Below are 16,831 nucleotides of genomic sequence, written 5' to 3'. Positions count from 1 at the left end.
CAAAAAGTCCCCCCGGAATTTCAAACCTTCAAGATAAAAGTATAAATTTTTATATCAGGGGAAAAGTCGTGATAACGTCCCGCAATATCTGTTTACTGCTCATTACTCTCGCAATTCTGACCGGAGTATATGCTTACAAGCTAGGTGTGCGCACTGAAGCCGAACAGATCTTTATTTCCTCAGCTGATAAGGTGGCCCAGAGGGGAGACTATTCCCTGAGCGCGGATGGTGCGCTCAAGAAAGTTATGATGCTTTCCACTCACGAGGTTGCTGAATCAACATATGAAGCAGTCTTAAGCAGAGCTGAAAAAGAACTCAGGATGAAAGAACTTAATTCTGAATTGAACAGGGTTTATACCTACGTTCGCACTGATCCTGAAGTTATAAGTAAGGGTAAGGCAAATGCTGAAGTTATGACTCATATCAAAATGAGTGCTGAAAGCATGGTCTCTTCCAGATCTACCGGCTGGTACGTGCTTTGCGGAGTACTCGCTTTTCTGGGGCTAACCATTTTCGCACTTTCCTGTCTTTCTTTGAGCAGGCGCACAATCGAGCGCATTATTCATTCTATTTTTCTGGTCACCGCATTTACCTCAATTCTGGTTCTTTTCCTGATTATGATGTTTCTGTTCATTGAAGGCATGCCGATTTTTAAACATGTTTCTGTAGGCGATTTTATTTTCGGGCATGAATGGTATCCTACTGATGATGATCCTGCATTCGGTATCTGGCCTCTGATCGTTGGTTCGGGCGCGGTAACTCTTGTCTCTTCCATAATCGCGATTCCGCTTGGAGTTATGACTGCAATTTATCTCGCTGAAATTGCTCCGCTCAAGGTGCGCAATATCGTCAAACCCGCAGTTGAAATGCTGGCCGCCCTGCCTTCAGTTGTGATTGGTTTTTTTGGTATGGTCGTGGTCGCGCCTTTCTTGCAGGATACTTTTGATATCGCAGTCGGGCTTAACCTCTTTAATGCTTCGGTCATGCTGGCTTTCATGGCTGTCCCGACCATCACTAGTATTTCCGAGGATGCCCTTTATTCCGTGCCCCCGGAACTCAAGGAAGCATCACTCGCGTTGGGTGCTACCCACTGGCAGTCCATTTATAAGGTTCTCGTTCCCGCTTCGCTGTCCGGGATTTCCACCGGGGTTATTCTCGGTATGGCCCGCTCCATCGGTGAGACCATGGTTGTACTCATGGTTGCGGGTGGCGCAGGTTTGCTGCCTACATCTATTTTTGATCCGGTCCGGCCCATGCCTGCCTCAATTGCCGCTGAAATGGGTGAAGCTCCGTTCCACAGTGATCATTACTACGCACTCTTTGCAATTGGTATGGTGCTTTTTCTGTTTACCATGGCTTTCAACCTTATTGCAGACTATGTGGCCCACAAATACAAGCAGGTCGGTTCCGCTACCTTGTAGCTGAAACCTACGGGATAACAATTGGTGAAAGAAATGAATAATGCTGAAACAATAGAACAAGTGGATTCCATGATGGAAAGTAATATTGAAATGGCCGAGACCATGATGGAACCGGGCAATGATAATTATTCAATGAGAGAGAAGATCCAGAAGGTGGTCTTCCTTATGTTTAAAGGGGCTGCGGCTATCAACGGTCTTGCGCTGCTGATTATCGTCGGCTTTGTTCTTTATTACGGTCTTCCGGCTATGAGCTGGGAATTTCTTACTGAAAATCCCCGTGACTCCATGACCGCAGGCGGAATTTTCCCATGCATCGTGGGAACAATCGTGCTCAGCTACGGGGCGTTGATGATCGCCTTGCCCTGGGGGATTGCCACTGCAATTTATCTTAATGAATATGCTACATCTCCCAGACTGGTGCGCATTATTCGTCTTGGTATCAATAATCTTGCTGGCGTTCCATCTGTTGTTTTCGGGCTTTTCGGGCTTTCTCTGTTCGTTACCGTTATGGGTATGGGAGTCAGCATCATGGCCGGGGTCTGCACCCTTGGCGCGCTGGCTTTGCCGCTGGTAATCGGTGCATCGGAAGAAGCTCTGCGCTCTGTACCCCAGACCTACCGCGAAGCTTCGCTCGGTCTCGGGGCAACCAAATGGCAGACCATCTACAAAGTTGTACTCCCCGCCGCATTGCCCGGAATGCTCACCGGAGCCATTCTTACCCTTTCAAGGGCAGCCGGGGAAACCGCAGCGATCATGTTTACCGCCGCAGTATTCTTCACCCCGGAAATGCCGGAATCCTTGTTCGATGATGTTATGGCACTTCCTTACCACATTTATGTTTTGGCAACCGCCGGTACTGAGATTGAGAAGACAAGGCACATTCAGTACGGCACCTCCCTCGTACTGATTACCTTAGTTTTGAGCATGAACATGCTGGCGATCTATATCAGGGCAAAGATGCAGAAAAAGATGAAATAGGTTTCATCCTAAATCTTTTGCCCGTGCTTGGAACGGTCCGTGCAGTCAGGGTGCGGGCCATTTTCCGTATTATATAAATGGATATACTAGATGAAGGTCTTCGCAGTTTATAGATAACAATCTTTTTTAGCTAATGTTCGTGCAGTTGCGACCGGATTGCTTGCACAAATATGCTTTTTTGTCGGCTCGATTGATTGCTGAGCAAATGGTTTCATTTGGTTCAACAATAGTTCCACCAATTGAAGCCGTGACGGATATGCTCCCCTTTTCAGTGTCAATCCATGATAGTTCAATCAATTTGCGAATGCGGTCAGCGAGATCTCCTAATTCTTCCGCATTAACATGGGGGACAAAGATTACAAACTCATCTCCTCCCCAGCGGCTGGCTATATCTGTTGGGCGTAAAGCCGAAATCAGAGTCTTTGATACCATGGTCAGGACTTTGTCGCCAGTGTCATGTCCGAATCGGTCATTGACTGATTTAAAATTATCTATATCCACGAATAGTACGCCAAGGCTCTGCTCTTTGTGTTTAATGGATGATTCAAAATGAACAGCAGTTAGATCCATGTAGCGTCGGTTTGCCATACCTGTTAGGGGGTCGGTCATGGCTTCCTGACGCAATAATTCAAGTTCATAAGCTAGGTCTGTTTTTTCATTTACTTCTGTAAAAATCTCAGCAGCACCTGTAATTTGTCCAAGTTCGTTTTTCAGGGGAAATGATTTTACATGAATTAAAACCCTATGCCCAAGTTTGTGGTGCATGAATACATCTGCTTCTCGCTCTTTACCATCAAGCATTGTTGCTTCAAGGGGGCACCCGTTCTCGCAAAGGTCAGTCCCTTTTCCATCAACGTGGCGAAGCAGGTTGTCTTTACAGCTTTTTCCTTCAATTTCAGCAGCAGAATATCCAGCCAGTTTTTCTGCTCCTTTGTTCCAATAAGTGATGATTCTTTCGGTATTCAGAAAGTAAATTCCATCAGTAACTGCATCTAGAATTTTTTTGTAAAATGTTTCAGTCATGATAAACCTTATTTTGACTTAAATAATTCGCCCGCATTCATAATAATAGCTGTTATTATTTATGTAAGTCAAGTTTAGGCTCTTTTTGAGACAGTACTAATTATGTTGATAGGGTGGGGCTATACCACAAGGGCGGCTCATCCGGTGCATCGGGCCGTGCACAGCCCTGCCAGATGCCTTTTTCTTTCATAGTTTTTTCAATTTCATTGAGCACCTTGCGTTTCATGCGTACCCATTCAGGAGCTACCAATCCTCCGGGAATTGCGTCAGCCTTCAGGCGGTGGATGACAATGTCAGTCCGCAGGATGGAGATGGCTTCCACCAGTGCTTCAATGTATTCGTCTTGTTTAATGGGAGTGTACTCTCCGGCATCATAAATTTTTTGTAGCGGGGTGCCTTTGCCTACAAAAAGGTTGTGGAATTTGATTCCGGCAATGGGCAGTTCGTTGAGAAAACGGACCGATTCAAGAAAATCTTCGGTGGTTTCTCCGGGCAACCCTGCGATCAGGTGGGCGCAGACATCAAGTCCGTGTGCATGGGACATTTTTACTGCTTCGGCAAATTGTTCGGCAGTGTGGCCGCGGTTGATGCGTTCAAGGGTTTCGTTGTTGGAACTTTGCAACCCAAGATCGAGCCATGTCTCCTTGAGCCCCAGATTTTTGATCAGTGCCAGTTTGTCATCATCAAGGCAGTCCGGGCGGGTGCCGATGCAGAGTCCTACAAGTCCGGGCAGTCCATCAAGCTGGTCTAAGGCGCATTTAAGTTCATCGTAGCTGCAATAGGTGTTGGAATATGATTGCAGGTAGGCGAGGTAGAGTTTGGCAGTGTATAGTTTGGAAAGCTTCTCCTGCCAGTGAACCCACTGTTCGGGAATTGTCATGGCAAGACCATGCATTCCTGAACCGGACCCTTGCGGGCTACAGAAAATGCACCCTTTGCGGGAAATGGAGCCGTCCCGGTTGGGACAGGTGAAACCAAAATCAAGCGGGATTTTTTGAACTCTTTCGCCAAAACTTTGTCTCAGCCGGGCAGCCAAACCGTAAAAACGATGCATGAATATTCCTTATTTTAAGCTTTTCAGGGTGTTAATTTATTGAGTAGACTAAAATATATGTCTTTACAGAGAGTTAAGGTTAAATCTCAGTAGCAGATCCAAGTACTGTAATGTGTTGCCTGCCACACTTTCTTCTGCTAGTTAACTCCTAGGATTTTCTTTTGATAGACGTGAAGTCCGCCTCCTTTTGAGGTGTTTTTAGAATCACATTTTTTTTGGAGTTTCCAGTTTAATATGGCATCGATTTTCGACAAGATACTCGGTTCGTTTTCCAGTGACCTTGCAATCGACCTCGGTACAGCTAACACACTGGTTTATGTAAAAGGTAAAGGCGTCATGCTCAGCGAGCCTTCTGTGGTCGCTGTCAAGAGAGACGTTAACGGCGGCAGCAAGGTTCTCGCCGTTGGGTTGGAAGCCAAGAGGATGCTTGGTCGAACTCCCGGTAACATTGTAGCTATCAGACCTATGAAAGACGGCGTTATTGCTGACTTTGAGGTTACTGAAGCCATGTTGCGCCATTTCATTTCAAAAGTCCATAACAGCCGCAGGCTGGTCCGTCCCCGGATCATGATCTGCGTTCCCACCGGGATTACCCAGGTGGAGAAGAGGGCGGTTAAGGAAAGTGCCCAGAGCGCGGGCGCCCGTGAGGTTTATCTTATTGAAGAACCCATGGCAGCGGCTATCGGCGCAAACCTGCCTATCACCGAACCTACCTCCAACATGGTAGTAGATATCGGCGGTGGTACTTCCGAAATCGCGGTGATCTCTCTTTCCGGTATTGTTTACGCCCGCTCTGTGCGCGTGGGCGGAGATAAGATGGATGAGGCCATTATGCAGCATGTGAAGCGTAAATATTCCATGCTCATCGGTGAATCCACTGCCGAAACCATCAAGATCAAGATCGGTTCCGCTTTTCCGTTGGAAGAAGAGATCGAGATGGAAGTAAAGGGACGCGATCTTGTGACCGGTATCCCCCAGAATATCCTGATTACCTCTGAAGAGATCAGGAAAGCAATTTCCGAACAGGTGGATTCTATTGTTCAGGGCGTACGTGTTGCCCTTGAACAGACTCCTCCTGAACTTGCAGCCGACATCGTTGACCGGGGCATTGTGCTTACCGGCGGCGGAGCACTGCTTAAGGGACTTGACCAGCTTTTAAGTCAGGAAACCCATCTGCCCATCACTGTGGTTGATCTGCCCCTTGATGCTGTTGTTGTCGGCTCCGGTAGAGCTTTAGATGAGATACACATCTATAAAGACGTAACTATTGATTAAACTCCGCTTCTTTTGCCGCGGATGAATCGAGTGCACCTGTTACGGCTGAGGGCATAGTTTTTTGCGGATTGTATCTGCTAAAAACTATGTCCTCAGAAATTAAGCACACCCGGGTTTGAGATTGATTTCAACAATCCCTGTCCGGATTTTCGTCTTTCTGGTTATAGCTTTTTTCTAATTGTTTTTTAATCTCTGCTTTCATCTACAGAGGATTAAGTGTGAAGCTTAAGCGCGCCGCTATAGCCGTCATTATTGGCCTGTTTGTCTACCTCAGTCTCTATTCGTGGAACTTGAGGTCCGGACAGCTGGACCGTCTGGCCGGGTTTACCGGTCTTGAAATCGTCAAGTGGGTTCTGTGGCCCTGTGAATATGTGCATGACCAGTCGGTTGAATTCTGGGATAAGTATATTTATCTCGTGGGCTTGAAGCAGGTCAATGACCAGCTTAGCTCCCAGAATGATCTGATGCGTCTTGAGATAATGAAGTTGCGCGAAAAGGCCGCTGAGGCCGAGCGCTATCGGCATTTGCTTGAGATTGGGCCTGTTCAGAACAGGAAGACCGACGGAGCAAGGATCATTGCCCATCGCATGGGACCTTCCGCAGCCCTTGATTCAATTATTATAAATAAAGGCGTGGTTTCCGGCGTTAAAGCCGATACTCCGGTCATGACCCCTCTTGGGGTTGTGGGTAGGGTGGTGGAGCCGGGACTCAGTGCTTCCAAGGCCATGCTGCTTACCGATCTTAACAGCAGGATTTCTGTTCGCGGGCAGATCCATCGTTCCACCGGACTGCTCATCGGCAGCGGCGAGGGCGAACCTCTCAGCGTAAAGTATATGAAGCTCAACGCCCCGGTTGCAGAAGGGGAGATTCTAGTCACATCTGGGCTTGCCGGGTTGTTCCCTCCGGGGTTACCGGTGGCTAAAGTCGTTTCTGTTGAACGTTCCGATATTTCGCTTTTTCTGAATGTGGAGGCTGTGCCTCTTGTGGATATGGAGAATGCTGAAGAGGTGCTCTTGCTGCACAAGGTTGTGCTCGATTCCAATTCCACAATAGGAAACACCAATTCCACGGCACAGGCCGGAAATTCTACCACAGAAGGGAGGTAGGCCATGTATTCCGCTTTCTGGTGGGCCTGCTTCAGCTTTGCGGCGATCTGGGCGCAAAAGATTGTGCCGGGAGTTGATTTTCTTGCTCCGGGATTGCTGCTCTGCATCCAGTTGGAAAAGAAATATCATATTATCTGGCTGATTTTGATCTGGTCTCTTATTCAAGATGGTATCGGCGGCCTTCCTTTCGGCTATTCCGTTCTCTGGTATTCTTCAATTCTTGCCTTGTATCGTTGCGGAGCCATGTTTTTCGACGTGCAGTCCATGATGTTCGCTCTGCTTTGCGGTTGCATGTTAGGTGCGTTGCATCCCGCGTTGACCGGCATGATGTCCATGCTTGCGGATATGGTCTGGGTGCCGGACCGTTATATTTTTGAGGGCATCCTTCAGGCCGCATTTTTCCCCGCCGAATGGCTCCTGCTGAAATATCTCTATCCGGAAAGGTTTAAACATGAGCCTGTATGAATCCAAGACCCAGCAGCCACCCAAGAACGGCCTGCTGCTCTTGCAGGGGCTGATCCTGCTTCTGTTCTGTATTTTTGCCCTGCGTTTCTGGTATCTACAGATACATAAGGGTGAATACTTTTCTGAGCAGGCCCGGAATAACCAGTTGCGTCAGGATAACCTTTATGCTCCGCGTGGTCTGATCAGGGATCGTAACGGTGATTTGCTGGCGGTTAACGAACCGGCTTATGCCCTCGGTATTGTCCGTGAGGACTGCAAGGATCTCGACGCTACGTTGAAAACCGTTTCAGAGTGGACCGAGGTAGATCTAGGTAAGCTCAAAAAGGTATTCAAGAAGTCTCGGCGCAGGGTCAAACCCTTTGAACCTCTTATTCTTGTCCCCAATCTCACTTTCGAACAGGTGGCTGTTATCGAGGCCAATTCACTTCACTGGCCCGGTCTGGAAGTTGTGGTTCGTCCCCGCCGCAAATACTTGCAGGGTCCGCTCCTTTCTCATGTTCTAGGCTATGTTTCAGAGGTAGACGAAGCGGAGCTGGAAGATGATTCTGATCTTGCGGTCGGCGATTACGTCGGTAAACAGGGCCTTGAGACAGTTTTGGAAAAAAGATTCCGGGGCATCAAAGGTCGCAGACAGAGTGAAGTGGACGCTACCGGGCGTAGGCTTAAAGAACGTATTCTTAATCCGCCTATCGCCGGTGAGGATATAGATCTTTCCATTGATTTGGGGCTTCAGGAACTGGGCGGCAAGCTACTTAAAGGCAAAGCCGGGGCTGTGGTGGTCATGAACCCGGATAACGGTCAGATTCTGGCTTTCGTCAGTTCTCCTTCCTACGATAACAATTCTTTTACTGACGGCCTTTCCCAGAAGCAGTGGGTCGCACTGCGAGATGATCCCAGAACTCCGTTGCAGAACAGGGTCATCCAATCCGTGTATCCTCCCGGATCAGTTTTCAAAATGACTGTTGCCGGGGCCGGGTTGCATTACGGTGTGATTACCCCGGAGGACACTGTTTACTGTCCAGGTCATATGAAACTGGGTAAGTATGTGTTCCGCTGTTGGAAGAGGGGCGGCCACGGTGAGACTGATCTTGAAAAATCGTTGGTGGAATCCTGTGACGTTTATTACTACAAATTAGGCAAAAAACTTGGCGTTGACAGGCTTAGTGAATATGCCGTGGCCGCAGGATTCGGCAAGCCTACAGGTATTTCCCTGCCTCATGAAAAGGGCGGATTGATTCCGACCCGTAAATGGAAGCGCAGGAGATTCGGTGAAATCTGGCATCCCGGAGAAAACCTCAACTTTTCCATCGGTCAGGGGTACACCCTTGTTACTCCTTTGCAGGTGGCCCGTTCCATTGCTTCCCTCATCAATGGCGGTAGGTTGCTCCGTCCGCAGCTTCTGGCCGGGGAACCCGCAGAAGAGCAGGGAGTTGTCCCTCTCACAGATGGACAACGTGAAATAATTCGCAAGGCCATGGTCGCTACAGTTGATAAGCCTCGTGGTACAGCGCGCAGACTGCGTATGAAGGGGGTTGTTGTCGGTGGTAAGACCGGTACCGCACAGGTGGTTAAGCTTACTGATGAACTCAAGAATATGAAGGATGAGGATATACCTTACAAGTACAGAGACCACGCATGGATGGCCAGTTTTGCGGAAAATGGAACTGAGCGTTACGTGGTTGTCTGCATGGTGGAGCACGGATTGCACGGCGGTTCCGGAGCGGGTCCCATAGTTAAAGCCATTTATGATTATATTTTCAAAGGCAAGAAAGGTAAGAAATAATGTCTCCCATTGACCGCAGACTACTTATTCACATGAACTGGTTCCTGCTGGGACTGGCGGCCATGCTTTTCCTTGTGGGAGTCCTTAATCTCTACTCTGCCAGTGGCTTCCGGCTGGAAGAGGGCATGAGTGTCAGTTCTTTTTACCAGAAGCAGCTCATCTGGGGTCTCATGGGTTTTGCCGGCATGATTACATTCATGCTTTTCGATTATAGACATTTGCGGACCATTGCCTGGCCCCTTTTCTGGGTGACAGTAATCTTGCTGGCCTGCGTTCCGGTAATTGGTAAAACCATCTACGGTGCCCGGCGTTGGCTTGATCTGGGTTTTTTTAATTTCCAGCCCAGTGAAATGGCCAAGATCACCATTTTGGTCATCGGGGCCAAGATTCTTTCGCGCAGCAGTGATCCGCTTAATATCAAAAAATTGGCTTATGTTGTGGGTGTGGGGTTGATCCCGGCGGCCATGGTCATTACTCAGCCGGATCTTGGGTCGGGGCTTAATATCCTGCTTATTCTGGGCGGAATGATCCTGTACCGGGGGCTGACTCCCAAGTTGTTTAAGACATTGGCTCTTGTAGGGCCTTGCCTTGTACCGATCGGCTGGTTTTTTCTGCATGATTACCAGAAGAGGCGTATTGTTTCGTTCATGAACCCAGCCAGCGATCCGCTGGGGGCGGGATACCATATTATTCAATCGGAAATCGCCATCGGTTCAGGAAGGGTCTGGGGCAAGGGTTTTTTGGGCGGCACACAGTCACAACTGCGTTTTCTGCCTGAAAAGCATACTGACTTTGCTATTGCTGTTTTCGGTGAAGAGTGGGGCTTTGCCGGAGCCATGGCTTTGCTGAGTCTTTTTTGCGTGTTTCTGTATCAAATGGTGGTCACGGCCAGAGAGGCAAAAGACCTGTTCGGAAGCTATCTTGCGGCAGGCGTGTTCTTTTATTTCTTCTGGCAAATCCTTATCAATATGGGTATGGTCCTCGGGCTAATGCCGGTAGTAGGCATCCCTTTACCATTCATCAGCTACGGTGGTAGCGGCACTGTGGTCAATCTTTGTCTCGTGGGACTCGTTTTGAACGTTTCCATGAGACGTTACGTATTTAAACAGGGGTAAGCCGTATGTTTGGATTTTCTAAAACCGGCTCTGGGGAAAAGGAGATAAAAATGGCAAGAGATGAAATAAATGCATTCTTAGGCAGCGGAACCGATTATCAGGGAAAGCTGAATTTTCAGGGTGCTGTACGTATTGACGGTAATTTCAACGGTGAAGTCGAATCAGAGGGAACTCTGGTTGTGGGCCGGGAAGCCAAAGTTGAAGGCGTTTTGCGGGTTGGTCAGCTTGTTTTGAGCGGCCATGTAACCGGAGAGGTTTACGCAGCTGAAAAAGCTGTACTGCACAAAACTGCAAATTTGCAGGGCAACCTGGTCACTCCGGTTATGGTTGTGGAAGAAGGAGCGGTTCTTGAGGGGCGTGTAACCATGAGTTCAAGCTCTGCTGCCGCACCTGAAACAGAAACAGAAGAAATTAGTTAAAAAAATAACAAGCCAGTGTTCACGGGGCTTAATCGGCGAAAAGTAACCGATTCATTTTCAAAAACCCTTTGACACAAGCTTAGAATTTAGCTACACCGCAACTGACTTTGGACAAAAATTCACAACCTTTTCGGGAGCAGGCATGATTGATTTAGATATTAGCTTTTTTATCCAGTTAGCGAACTTCATCATCACCCTTCTTGTTCTCAACCTTCTCATGTTTCGTCCTATTCGTGAAATTATCAGGAGACGCGCAGAGCTCATGAGCGACCAGCTCTCCAAAGTTGAAAATTTCAACGGACAGGCTGAAACTAAGGTTAAGGATTACGAAGCTGCTCTGGACTCTACCCGTAAAGAGGGAATGGAAATCCGGAACGACTTCAAAGAACAGGGAGCCGATCAGGAACAGACATTGCTCGCCGAGGCCGGAAAAGTCGCAGCCGCGACTATGAAGGAAGCTCGCGCGGAGGTTGCAGCTGACAAAGGTGCAGCAATGAAGGTTCTTGGTGGCGAAGTTGAAGCTTTTGCTCAGAAGGTTACAGCCAAGGTTCTTGGCTAGGCCTAATCAATATCGAAGGGGGGTTTAGCCTTGAAGCGGAAAAACATGATCATGGCAACAGCCGCTCTTTCCGTACTGCTGGCAGCAGGCGCAGCCTATGCAAGCGGTGGTGAAGGGGCGCACGAGATTCCCTGGGCAAACTTCGGTTGGCGTGTACTTAACTTGATCCTCGTCCTCGGGATCCTTTACAAGTTTGCAGGTGAGAAAATCGCCTCTCTCTTTAAAGGACGCCAGGCAGGTATCAAACAGGAGCTTAACGATCTGCAGTCCCGCAAGGAAGCAGCAGAGAAAAAGCTCCGCGACGTCGAATCAAGTATTGCTAATCTGGAACAGGAGAAGGATTCCATCCTTTCCGAAGCCAGAACTCAGGGCGAGGCCATGAAGGCGGCGATCATCCAGAAAGCCGAGCAGACTGCCAAGCAGATCAAAGCTCAGGCCACAGTCTCCGCAGAGCAGGAAGTAAATGTTGCCCTCGACGAAATGCGTGCAGAAATGGCCGATCAGGTCATTGAAGCAGCTGAGAAAATCGTCAAGAGTAAACTTACCAAAGCTCAGCACGAGACTCTGGTGGATGAATACTTAACAAAGGTGGTGCTCTAATGACCGGGAACATAGTCTCACGCAGATACGCCAAGGCGCTGTTCTCTGTTGGCCAAAAGCAGGGAGAACAAGACCTTGCGGAGTATGGCAAGGCACTGACCGAGTTGTCCCAGATACTGGAAGATTCCCCGGAGGCCCTGAGGCTCTTCCAGAATCCTGTTTTCAGTGCGGAAGAAAAGAAAGCCGTACTTGAAAAACTGCTTGAGAAGACCTCGGCAGGACCTGTGGTTAAAAACTTTTGCAGCCTTCTGGCCGACAAAGGTCGTCTGCCGGTCATTCCTGAGATCTCAAGTGACTTCGCAGGAATGCTGGACAGCGTACAAGGTGTCGTCCGTGGCAAACTGGTGACTGCAATCAAGCTGACTGTTAAGCGTCAGAAAGAAATTAAAACCCGTCTTGAAGAACAATTGAAAAGTAAACTCGAGCTCGATTTTGCTATGGATAAAGACATCCTCGGTGGTGTTGTTCTTCAGGTTGGCGATAAAGTTCTTGATGCAAGCATTCGCGCACAGCTGCAAATGATGAAAGAACAGATTAAAAGGGGTGTGTAGGGCCATGCAAATTAAAGCGGAAGAAATCAGCAAAATCATTGAAGATCAGATTCAGAATTATGAGTCTAAGGTCGAGATGAGCGAAACCGGTACCGTTCTCTATGTTGGTGACGGTATTGCTCGTGTTCATGGTGTTGAGAACGCAATGGCTATGGAGCTCCTTGAGTTCCCCGGCGGCCTGATGGGCATGGTTCTCAACCTCGAAGAAGATAACGTCGGTGTTGCTCTTCTGGGTGACGATACCGGCATTAAAGAAGGTGACCCGGTAAAACGTACCGGCAAACTCTTTTCCGTTCCCGTTGGACCGGCAGTTATGGGTCGCGTTGTGAACCCTCTCGGTCAGCCCATTGACGGTCTCGGACCCATTGAAGCGGAAGAAACCCGTCCGGTTGAGCTTAAAGCTCCCGGTATCATCGCACGTAAGTCCGTACATGAACCCATGTACACCGGTCTGAAAGCGATTGATGCTATGACTCCCATCGGACGCGGTCAGCGCGAACTCGTAATTGGTGACCGTCAGGTCGGTAAAACTGCGATTTGTGTTGACGCTATCCTCGCTCAGAAAGATTCCGGTATCCACTGCTTCTACGTAGCTATCGGTCAGAAAAAAGCAGCAGTTGCTCTTGTTGCTGACATTCTGCGTAAGCACGGTGCAATGGAATACACCACAATCATTTCTGCAACAGCATCTGAGCCTGCACCTCTGCAGTTTATTTCTGCATACACCGGTGCAACCATGGCTGAGTACTACCGTGACGGTGGTAAGCACGCCCTGATCGCTTATGATGACCTTTCCAAACAGGCTGTTGCATACAGACAGATGTCTCTCCTGCTTCGTCGCCCTCCGGGACGTGAAGCATACCCCGGTGACGTTTTCTACCTGCACTCACGCCTCCTTGAGCGTTCCTGCAAAGTTAACGACAGCCTCGGTGCTGGTTCTTTGACAGCTCTGCCTATCATTGAAACTCAGGCCGGTGACGTATCCGCATATATTCCGACCAACGTTATCTCCATTACCGATGGTCAGGTTTACCTTGAGCCCAACCTTTTCAACTCCGGTATCCGTCCTGCTGTTAACGTAGGTCTGTCCGTATCCCGAGTTGGTGGTGCTGCTCAGATTAAAGCTATGAAGCAGGTTGCAGGTACTCTGCGTCTTGACCTCGCTCAGTATCGTGAACTGGCCGCTTTCGCAGCTTTCGGTTCCGACCTCGATAAAGCCACACAGCAGAAGCTGAACCGCGGTGCACGCATGGTTGAGCTTCTTAAGCAGCCTCAGTACAAGCCCATGAACGTAATGCAGCAGGTTATTTCCCTGTACGCCGGTACTCGCGGCTACATGGATGAAGTACCTGTTACCGCAGTACGTAAATACGAAGATGATCTTCAGGAATTCATCGCTAACGCGAAACCTGAAATCATTGAAGGCATCAAGACTAAAGGCGCTATTGACGACGATATCGAAGGCAAGCTGAAGGCCGCTCTGGAAGAGTTCAATAAAGGTTTCACAGCTTAATCCTGGGAGGTACTGATGGCTTCTCTTAAGGATGTCCAAAACCAAATCGTCAGTATTAAGAAGACTAAGCAGATTACCAAAGCCATGAACATGGTTGCGTCGGCAAAACTGCGCGGTGCTCAGGATAGAATTGAGCGCTTCCGCCCCTATGCTGACAAATTCTATGAAATGCTTGGCGATCTGGCAGCAGGCGCGGACTCTTCAGTCCACCCTCTGCTCGAAGTTCACGAAGAGATCAAAAGCGTAGGCATTGTCCTCGCTACTTCCGATCGCGGACTTTGCGGTAGTTTTAATACGAATATGATAAATGCAGCCCTTAAACTGGCTGCTGCAAAGAAGGCTGAAGGTAAGGCTGTTAAGTTTTACTGCGTAGGTAAAAAAGGCGCTGCCGCCGTTAAGAAGACTGAGCACGAAATCATTGAAGCTTACAATGATGACATGAGCTCCTTCGACTTCAATCTGGCTGCATCCATCGGTAACAAAGTTATCGACGCCTACCTCGCTGAAGAGCTTGATGAGGTTTTCCTTGTCTTCGGTAAATTCGTAAGCGTCGCCAGCCAGCCCCCGACCACCCTTCAGATCCTGCCTATGTCTTCTGACGCAGTAGGTGAAGAAGCAGAGTCCGGCGCTAGCAGCGAATACATTTACGAACCTTCCGTTGAAGGCCTTCTCGCGGAGCTGCTGCCCCGTTTTGTTAAGGTTCAGGTTTATCGCGGTCTGCTCGACACATCCACCAGTGAGCACGCTGCTCGTATGGCTGCCATGGATAACGCATCCAGAGCATGTGACGATATGACCCAAACACTGACCTTGCTTTATAACAAAACCAGGCAGGCCGCTATTACCGCGGATCTTATGGACATTGTCGGCGGCGCAGAAGCGCTGAAAGGATAATATAGGGGGTTACTCTGATGAGTAAAGTTACAGGTAAAATTGTTCAGGTTATCGGCGCGGTTGTTGACGTCGAATTTCCTGAAGGGCAATTGCCCAACATTCTGACTGCGGTCGAGATTGATAACCCGAACAACACCGACGCACCTGACCTGGTGTGTGAGGTTGCACAGCACCTCGGTGATAACGTTGTTCGTACCATCGCTATGGACGCTACCGAAGGTCTCGTTCGCGGTATGGAAGTCGTAGCAATCGGCGAATCTATCTCCGTACCTGTCGGCGATGGCGTACTCGGACGTATCCTTAACGTTGTTGGTCGCCCGGTTGATGAACTGGGACCGATCAATAGTGATAAGAGCATGCCTATTCACCGCGCAGCTCCGGAATTCACCGAGCAGTCCACCAAAGTTGAACTGCTGGAAACCGGTATCAAAGTTGTTGACCTTCTTGTTCCCTTCCCCAAGGGTGGTAAGATGGGCCTCTTCGGCGGCGCAGGTGTTGGTAAAACCGTTATTCTGATGGAAATGATCAACAACATTGCGAAACAGCACGGTGGTAAATCTTGCTTCGCAGGTGTTGGTGAGCGTACCCGTGAAGGTAACGACCTCTACCACGAAATGAAAGACGCAGGCGTTCTTGAGAAGTCTGCTCTCGTATACGGCCAGATGAACGAACCTCCGGGAGCACGTGCACGTGTTGCACTGACCGCTCTGACCATCGCTGAGTACTTCCGTGATGTAGAAGGTGAAGACGTTCTTCTCTTTGTTGATAACATCTTCCGCTTCACCCAGGCAGGTTCTGAGGTATCCGCACTTCTCGGTCGTATGCCTTCCGCAGTTGGTTACCAGCCGACTCTCGGTACTGACCTTGGTGGACTCCAGGAACGTATTACCTCCACAAACAAAGGTTCTATTACCTCTGTTCAGGCTGTTTACGTCCCTGCGGATGACCTTACTGACCCCGCACCGGCAACCACCTTCTCTCACCTTGACGGTACTCTCGTTCTTTCCCGTCAGATTGCAGAGCTTGGTATTTACCCTGCGGTTGACCCTCTTGACTCCACCTCCCGTATCCTCGCTCCAGATGTTCTGGGTGCTGAGCACTACGCGACTGCCCGTGAAGTTCAGATGGTTCTGCAGAAATACAAAGACCTTCAGGACATCATCGCCATTCTTGGTATGGATGAACTGTCCGATGAAGATAAACAGACTGTTGCACGTGCTCGTCGCATCCAGCGTTTCCTCTCTCAGCCCTTCCACGTTGCTGAAGTTTTCACCGGTACTCCCGGCGTTTACGTAAAGCTCGAGGACACTGTTAAGGCTTTCAGAGGAATCCTTGATGGCGAATACGATGACATGGCTGAAAACTCTTTCTACATGGTTGGCGGAATCGAAGAAGCCATCGAAAAAGAGAAAAACAAATAGCATAGGACGCGATTATGGCTAGTAAGCTCCTTTTGGAAATCGTTACTCCTGATCGCAAGGTCCTTTCCCAGGAAGTCGACTATGTCGGCGCACCAGGGATTGAGGGTGAGTTTGGTATTATGGCCAATCACATACCCTTTCTTTCGGCTCTCGGCGTAGGTAACCTTTATTTTAAAGAAGGTAACCGCACTCACTACATCTTTGTTTCCGGCGGCTTTGCTGAAGTCGGAAGCAACAAAGTGACCATTCTCGCCGAAGTTGCTGAAAAGGCCGTTGAGATCGACATCGCTCGGGCTCAGAAAGCTCAGGATAAAGCGAAGGCTCGTTTGGCTAAAGCACAGGATCGCATTGAATCAGCTCGCGCACAGGCAGCTCTCCAGAGAGCACTTGCACGCCTGACCTGTAAAGATGCGGCGCAAAAGGCCGGGACTACCACTCACTAGAGCTTAGTTTCAGCCTCTAAAGCCCCATGGCTATCAGGGAGCAGACTGTTTAAACAGTCTGCTCCTTTTTCTTATGCGGCACAATGTCAAGCACCCCGTCAAATCTATCTTCAAGTCTTTTTAGGCCGTAGTCGTCCCTCACCTAATGGTGTAACTATTGATATTCCTTTTCTTATTCGTGCTCTGAGGCACCAAGTACCGATTCGGTATC

The 16,831-nt window shown here is 49.0% G+C and carries 17 protein-coding genes; 15 read left to right on the top strand and 2 right to left on the bottom strand.

Annotated features, from left to right (window positions below):
• Positions 1-68 precede the first annotated feature (68 nt).
• Entirely contained in the window at positions 69-1,421 is a 1,353-nt protein-coding gene (gene pstC / locus D0S45_18440; protein ID TIH12349.1) for a phosphate ABC transporter permease subunit PstC, read from the top strand.
• Positions 1,422-1,454: 33 nt separating this feature from the next.
• A complete protein-coding gene (gene pstA / locus D0S45_18435) occupies positions 1,455-2,399 on the top strand; it encodes a phosphate ABC transporter permease PstA (GenBank protein TIH12348.1) in 945 nt (314 codons plus the stop codon).
• Between the two features lie 126 nt (positions 2,400-2,525).
• Here the strand turns inward: pstA and D0S45_18430 are convergent, their stop codons facing one another.
• Entirely contained in the window at positions 2,526-3,422 is an 897-nt protein-coding gene (locus tag D0S45_18430) for a diguanylate cyclase (GenBank protein TIH12317.1), read from the bottom strand.
• Positions 3,423-3,522: 100 nt separating this feature from the next.
• Complete coding sequence (locus D0S45_18425) at positions 3,523-4,476, bottom strand: TIGR01212 family radical SAM protein (GenBank protein TIH12316.1); 954 nt, start codon at positions 4,474-4,476, stop codon at positions 3,523-3,525.
• A gap of 234 nt (positions 4,477-4,710) precedes the next feature.
• On the opposite strand from D0S45_18425, the gene D0S45_18420 reads away from it, so the two are divergent.
• The 13 genes from D0S45_18420 (at position 4,711) to D0S45_18360 (ending at position 16,620) form a co-directional block, all read left to right on the top strand.
• Positions 4,711-5,751, top strand: a complete 1,041-nt coding sequence (locus D0S45_18420; protein ID TIH12315.1) for a rod shape-determining protein — start codon at positions 4,711-4,713, stop codon at positions 5,749-5,751.
• 218 nt (positions 5,752-5,969) lie between these two features.
• A complete protein-coding gene (mreC, locus tag D0S45_18415) occupies positions 5,970-6,857 on the top strand; it encodes a rod shape-determining protein MreC (GenBank protein TIH12314.1) in 888 nt (295 codons plus the stop codon).
• Between the two features lie 3 nt (positions 6,858-6,860).
• Positions 6,861-7,322, top strand: a complete 462-nt coding sequence (locus D0S45_18410; GenBank protein ID TIH12313.1) for a hypothetical protein — start codon at positions 6,861-6,863, stop codon at positions 7,320-7,322.
• Positions 7,309-9,105, top strand: a complete 1,797-nt coding sequence (mrdA, locus tag D0S45_18405; GenBank protein ID TIH12312.1) for a penicillin-binding protein 2 — start codon at positions 7,309-7,311, stop codon at positions 9,103-9,105. Before D0S45_18410 ends, mrdA begins: the two co-directional genes overlap by 14 nt.
• Positions 9,105-10,220 carry a rod shape-determining protein RodA gene (gene rodA, locus D0S45_18400; GenBank protein ID TIH12311.1) on the top strand — a complete coding sequence of 372 codons (1,116 nt, stop codon included), beginning with the start codon at positions 9,105-9,107 and terminating at the stop codon, positions 10,218-10,220. Before mrdA ends, rodA begins: the two co-directional genes overlap by 1 nt.
• A 50-nt stretch (positions 10,221-10,270) precedes the next feature.
• Positions 10,271-10,639 carry a polymer-forming cytoskeletal protein gene (locus tag D0S45_18395; protein TIH12347.1) on the top strand — a complete coding sequence of 123 codons (369 nt, stop codon included), beginning with the start codon at positions 10,271-10,273 and terminating at the stop codon, positions 10,637-10,639.
• A 142-nt stretch (positions 10,640-10,781) separates the two neighbouring features.
• Positions 10,782-11,198 carry a hypothetical protein gene (locus tag D0S45_18390; protein TIH12310.1) on the top strand — a complete coding sequence of 139 codons (417 nt, stop codon included), beginning with the start codon at positions 10,782-10,784 and terminating at the stop codon, positions 11,196-11,198.
• 45 nt (positions 11,199-11,243) lie between these two features.
• On the top strand, positions 11,244-11,798 hold the full coding sequence (gene atpF / locus D0S45_18385) for an ATP synthase F0 subunit B (protein TIH12346.1): 555 nt from the start codon (positions 11,244-11,246) through the stop codon (positions 11,796-11,798).
• The gene (locus D0S45_18380) at positions 11,798-12,349 is read left to right on the top strand and encodes a F0F1 ATP synthase subunit delta (GenBank protein TIH12309.1); all 552 of its coding nucleotides are present in this window, start codon (positions 11,798-11,800) and stop codon (positions 12,347-12,349) included. Before atpF ends, D0S45_18380 begins: the two co-directional genes overlap by 1 nt.
• A gap of 4 nt (positions 12,350-12,353) precedes the next feature.
• On the top strand, positions 12,354-13,862 hold the full coding sequence (locus D0S45_18375) for a F0F1 ATP synthase subunit alpha (protein TIH12308.1): 1,509 nt from the start codon (positions 12,354-12,356) through the stop codon (positions 13,860-13,862).
• Positions 13,863-13,877: 15 nt separating this feature from the next.
• Positions 13,878-14,756, top strand: a complete 879-nt coding sequence (gene atpG, locus D0S45_18370; GenBank protein ID TIH12307.1) for an ATP synthase F1 subunit gamma — start codon at positions 13,878-13,880, stop codon at positions 14,754-14,756.
• A 17-nt stretch (positions 14,757-14,773) separates the two neighbouring features.
• Positions 14,774-16,177, top strand: a complete 1,404-nt coding sequence (atpD, locus tag D0S45_18365) for a F0F1 ATP synthase subunit beta (protein ID TIH12306.1) — start codon at positions 14,774-14,776, stop codon at positions 16,175-16,177.
• A 14-nt stretch (positions 16,178-16,191) separates the two neighbouring features.
• Complete coding sequence (locus D0S45_18360; GenBank protein ID TIH12305.1) at positions 16,192-16,620, top strand: F0F1 ATP synthase subunit epsilon; 429 nt, start codon at positions 16,192-16,194, stop codon at positions 16,618-16,620.
• Positions 16,621-16,831: the final 211 nt, after the last annotated feature.

The sequence above is a fragment of the Marinifilum sp. JC120 genome (assembly GCA_004923195.1).
Lineage (GTDB): Bacteria > Desulfobacterota > Desulfovibrionia > Desulfovibrionales > Desulfovibrionaceae > Maridesulfovibrio.
The sequence above is the reverse complement of the archived record's forward strand: the minus strand, read 5'-3'. Positions and strand labels throughout refer to the sequence as shown.

What these genes read in the sequence shown, in the direction of transcription:
- D0S45_18430 (TIH12317.1), bottom strand. Translation starts at nt 3,422, where the DNA reads ATGACTGAAACATTTTACAAAAAAATTCTAGATGCAGTTACTGATGGA.
- D0S45_18425 (TIH12316.1), bottom strand. Translation starts at nt 4,476, where the DNA reads ATGCATCGTTTTTACGGTTTGGCTGCCCGGCTGAGACAAAGTTTTGGC.
- atpG (TIH12307.1), top strand. Translation starts at nt 13,878, where the DNA reads ATGGCTTCTCTTAAGGATGTCCAAAACCAAATCGTCAGTATTAAGAAG.
- pstA (TIH12348.1), top strand. Translation starts at nt 1,455, where the DNA reads ATGAATAATGCTGAAACAATAGAACAAGTGGATTCCATGATGGAAAGT.
- D0S45_18390 (TIH12310.1), top strand. Translation starts at nt 10,782, where the DNA reads ATGATTGATTTAGATATTAGCTTTTTTATCCAGTTAGCGAACTTCATC.
- D0S45_18360 (TIH12305.1), top strand. Translation starts at nt 16,192, where the DNA reads ATGGCTAGTAAGCTCCTTTTGGAAATCGTTACTCCTGATCGCAAGGTC.
- D0S45_18420 (TIH12315.1), top strand. Translation starts at nt 4,711, where the DNA reads ATGGCATCGATTTTCGACAAGATACTCGGTTCGTTTTCCAGTGACCTT.
- atpF (TIH12346.1), top strand. Translation starts at nt 11,244, where the DNA reads ATGATCATGGCAACAGCCGCTCTTTCCGTACTGCTGGCAGCAGGCGCA.
- mrdA (TIH12312.1), top strand. Translation starts at nt 7,309, where the DNA reads ATGAGCCTGTATGAATCCAAGACCCAGCAGCCACCCAAGAACGGCCTG.
- atpD (TIH12306.1), top strand. Translation starts at nt 14,774, where the DNA reads ATGAGTAAAGTTACAGGTAAAATTGTTCAGGTTATCGGCGCGGTTGTT.
- D0S45_18410 (TIH12313.1), top strand. Translation starts at nt 6,861, where the DNA reads ATGTATTCCGCTTTCTGGTGGGCCTGCTTCAGCTTTGCGGCGATCTGG.
- D0S45_18375 (TIH12308.1), top strand. Translation starts at nt 12,354, where the DNA reads ATGCAAATTAAAGCGGAAGAAATCAGCAAAATCATTGAAGATCAGATT.
- rodA (TIH12311.1), top strand. Translation starts at nt 9,105, where the DNA reads ATGTCTCCCATTGACCGCAGACTACTTATTCACATGAACTGGTTCCTG.
- D0S45_18395 (TIH12347.1), top strand. Translation starts at nt 10,271, where the DNA reads ATGGCAAGAGATGAAATAAATGCATTCTTAGGCAGCGGAACCGATTAT.
- D0S45_18380 (TIH12309.1), top strand. Translation starts at nt 11,798, where the DNA reads ATGACCGGGAACATAGTCTCACGCAGATACGCCAAGGCGCTGTTCTCT.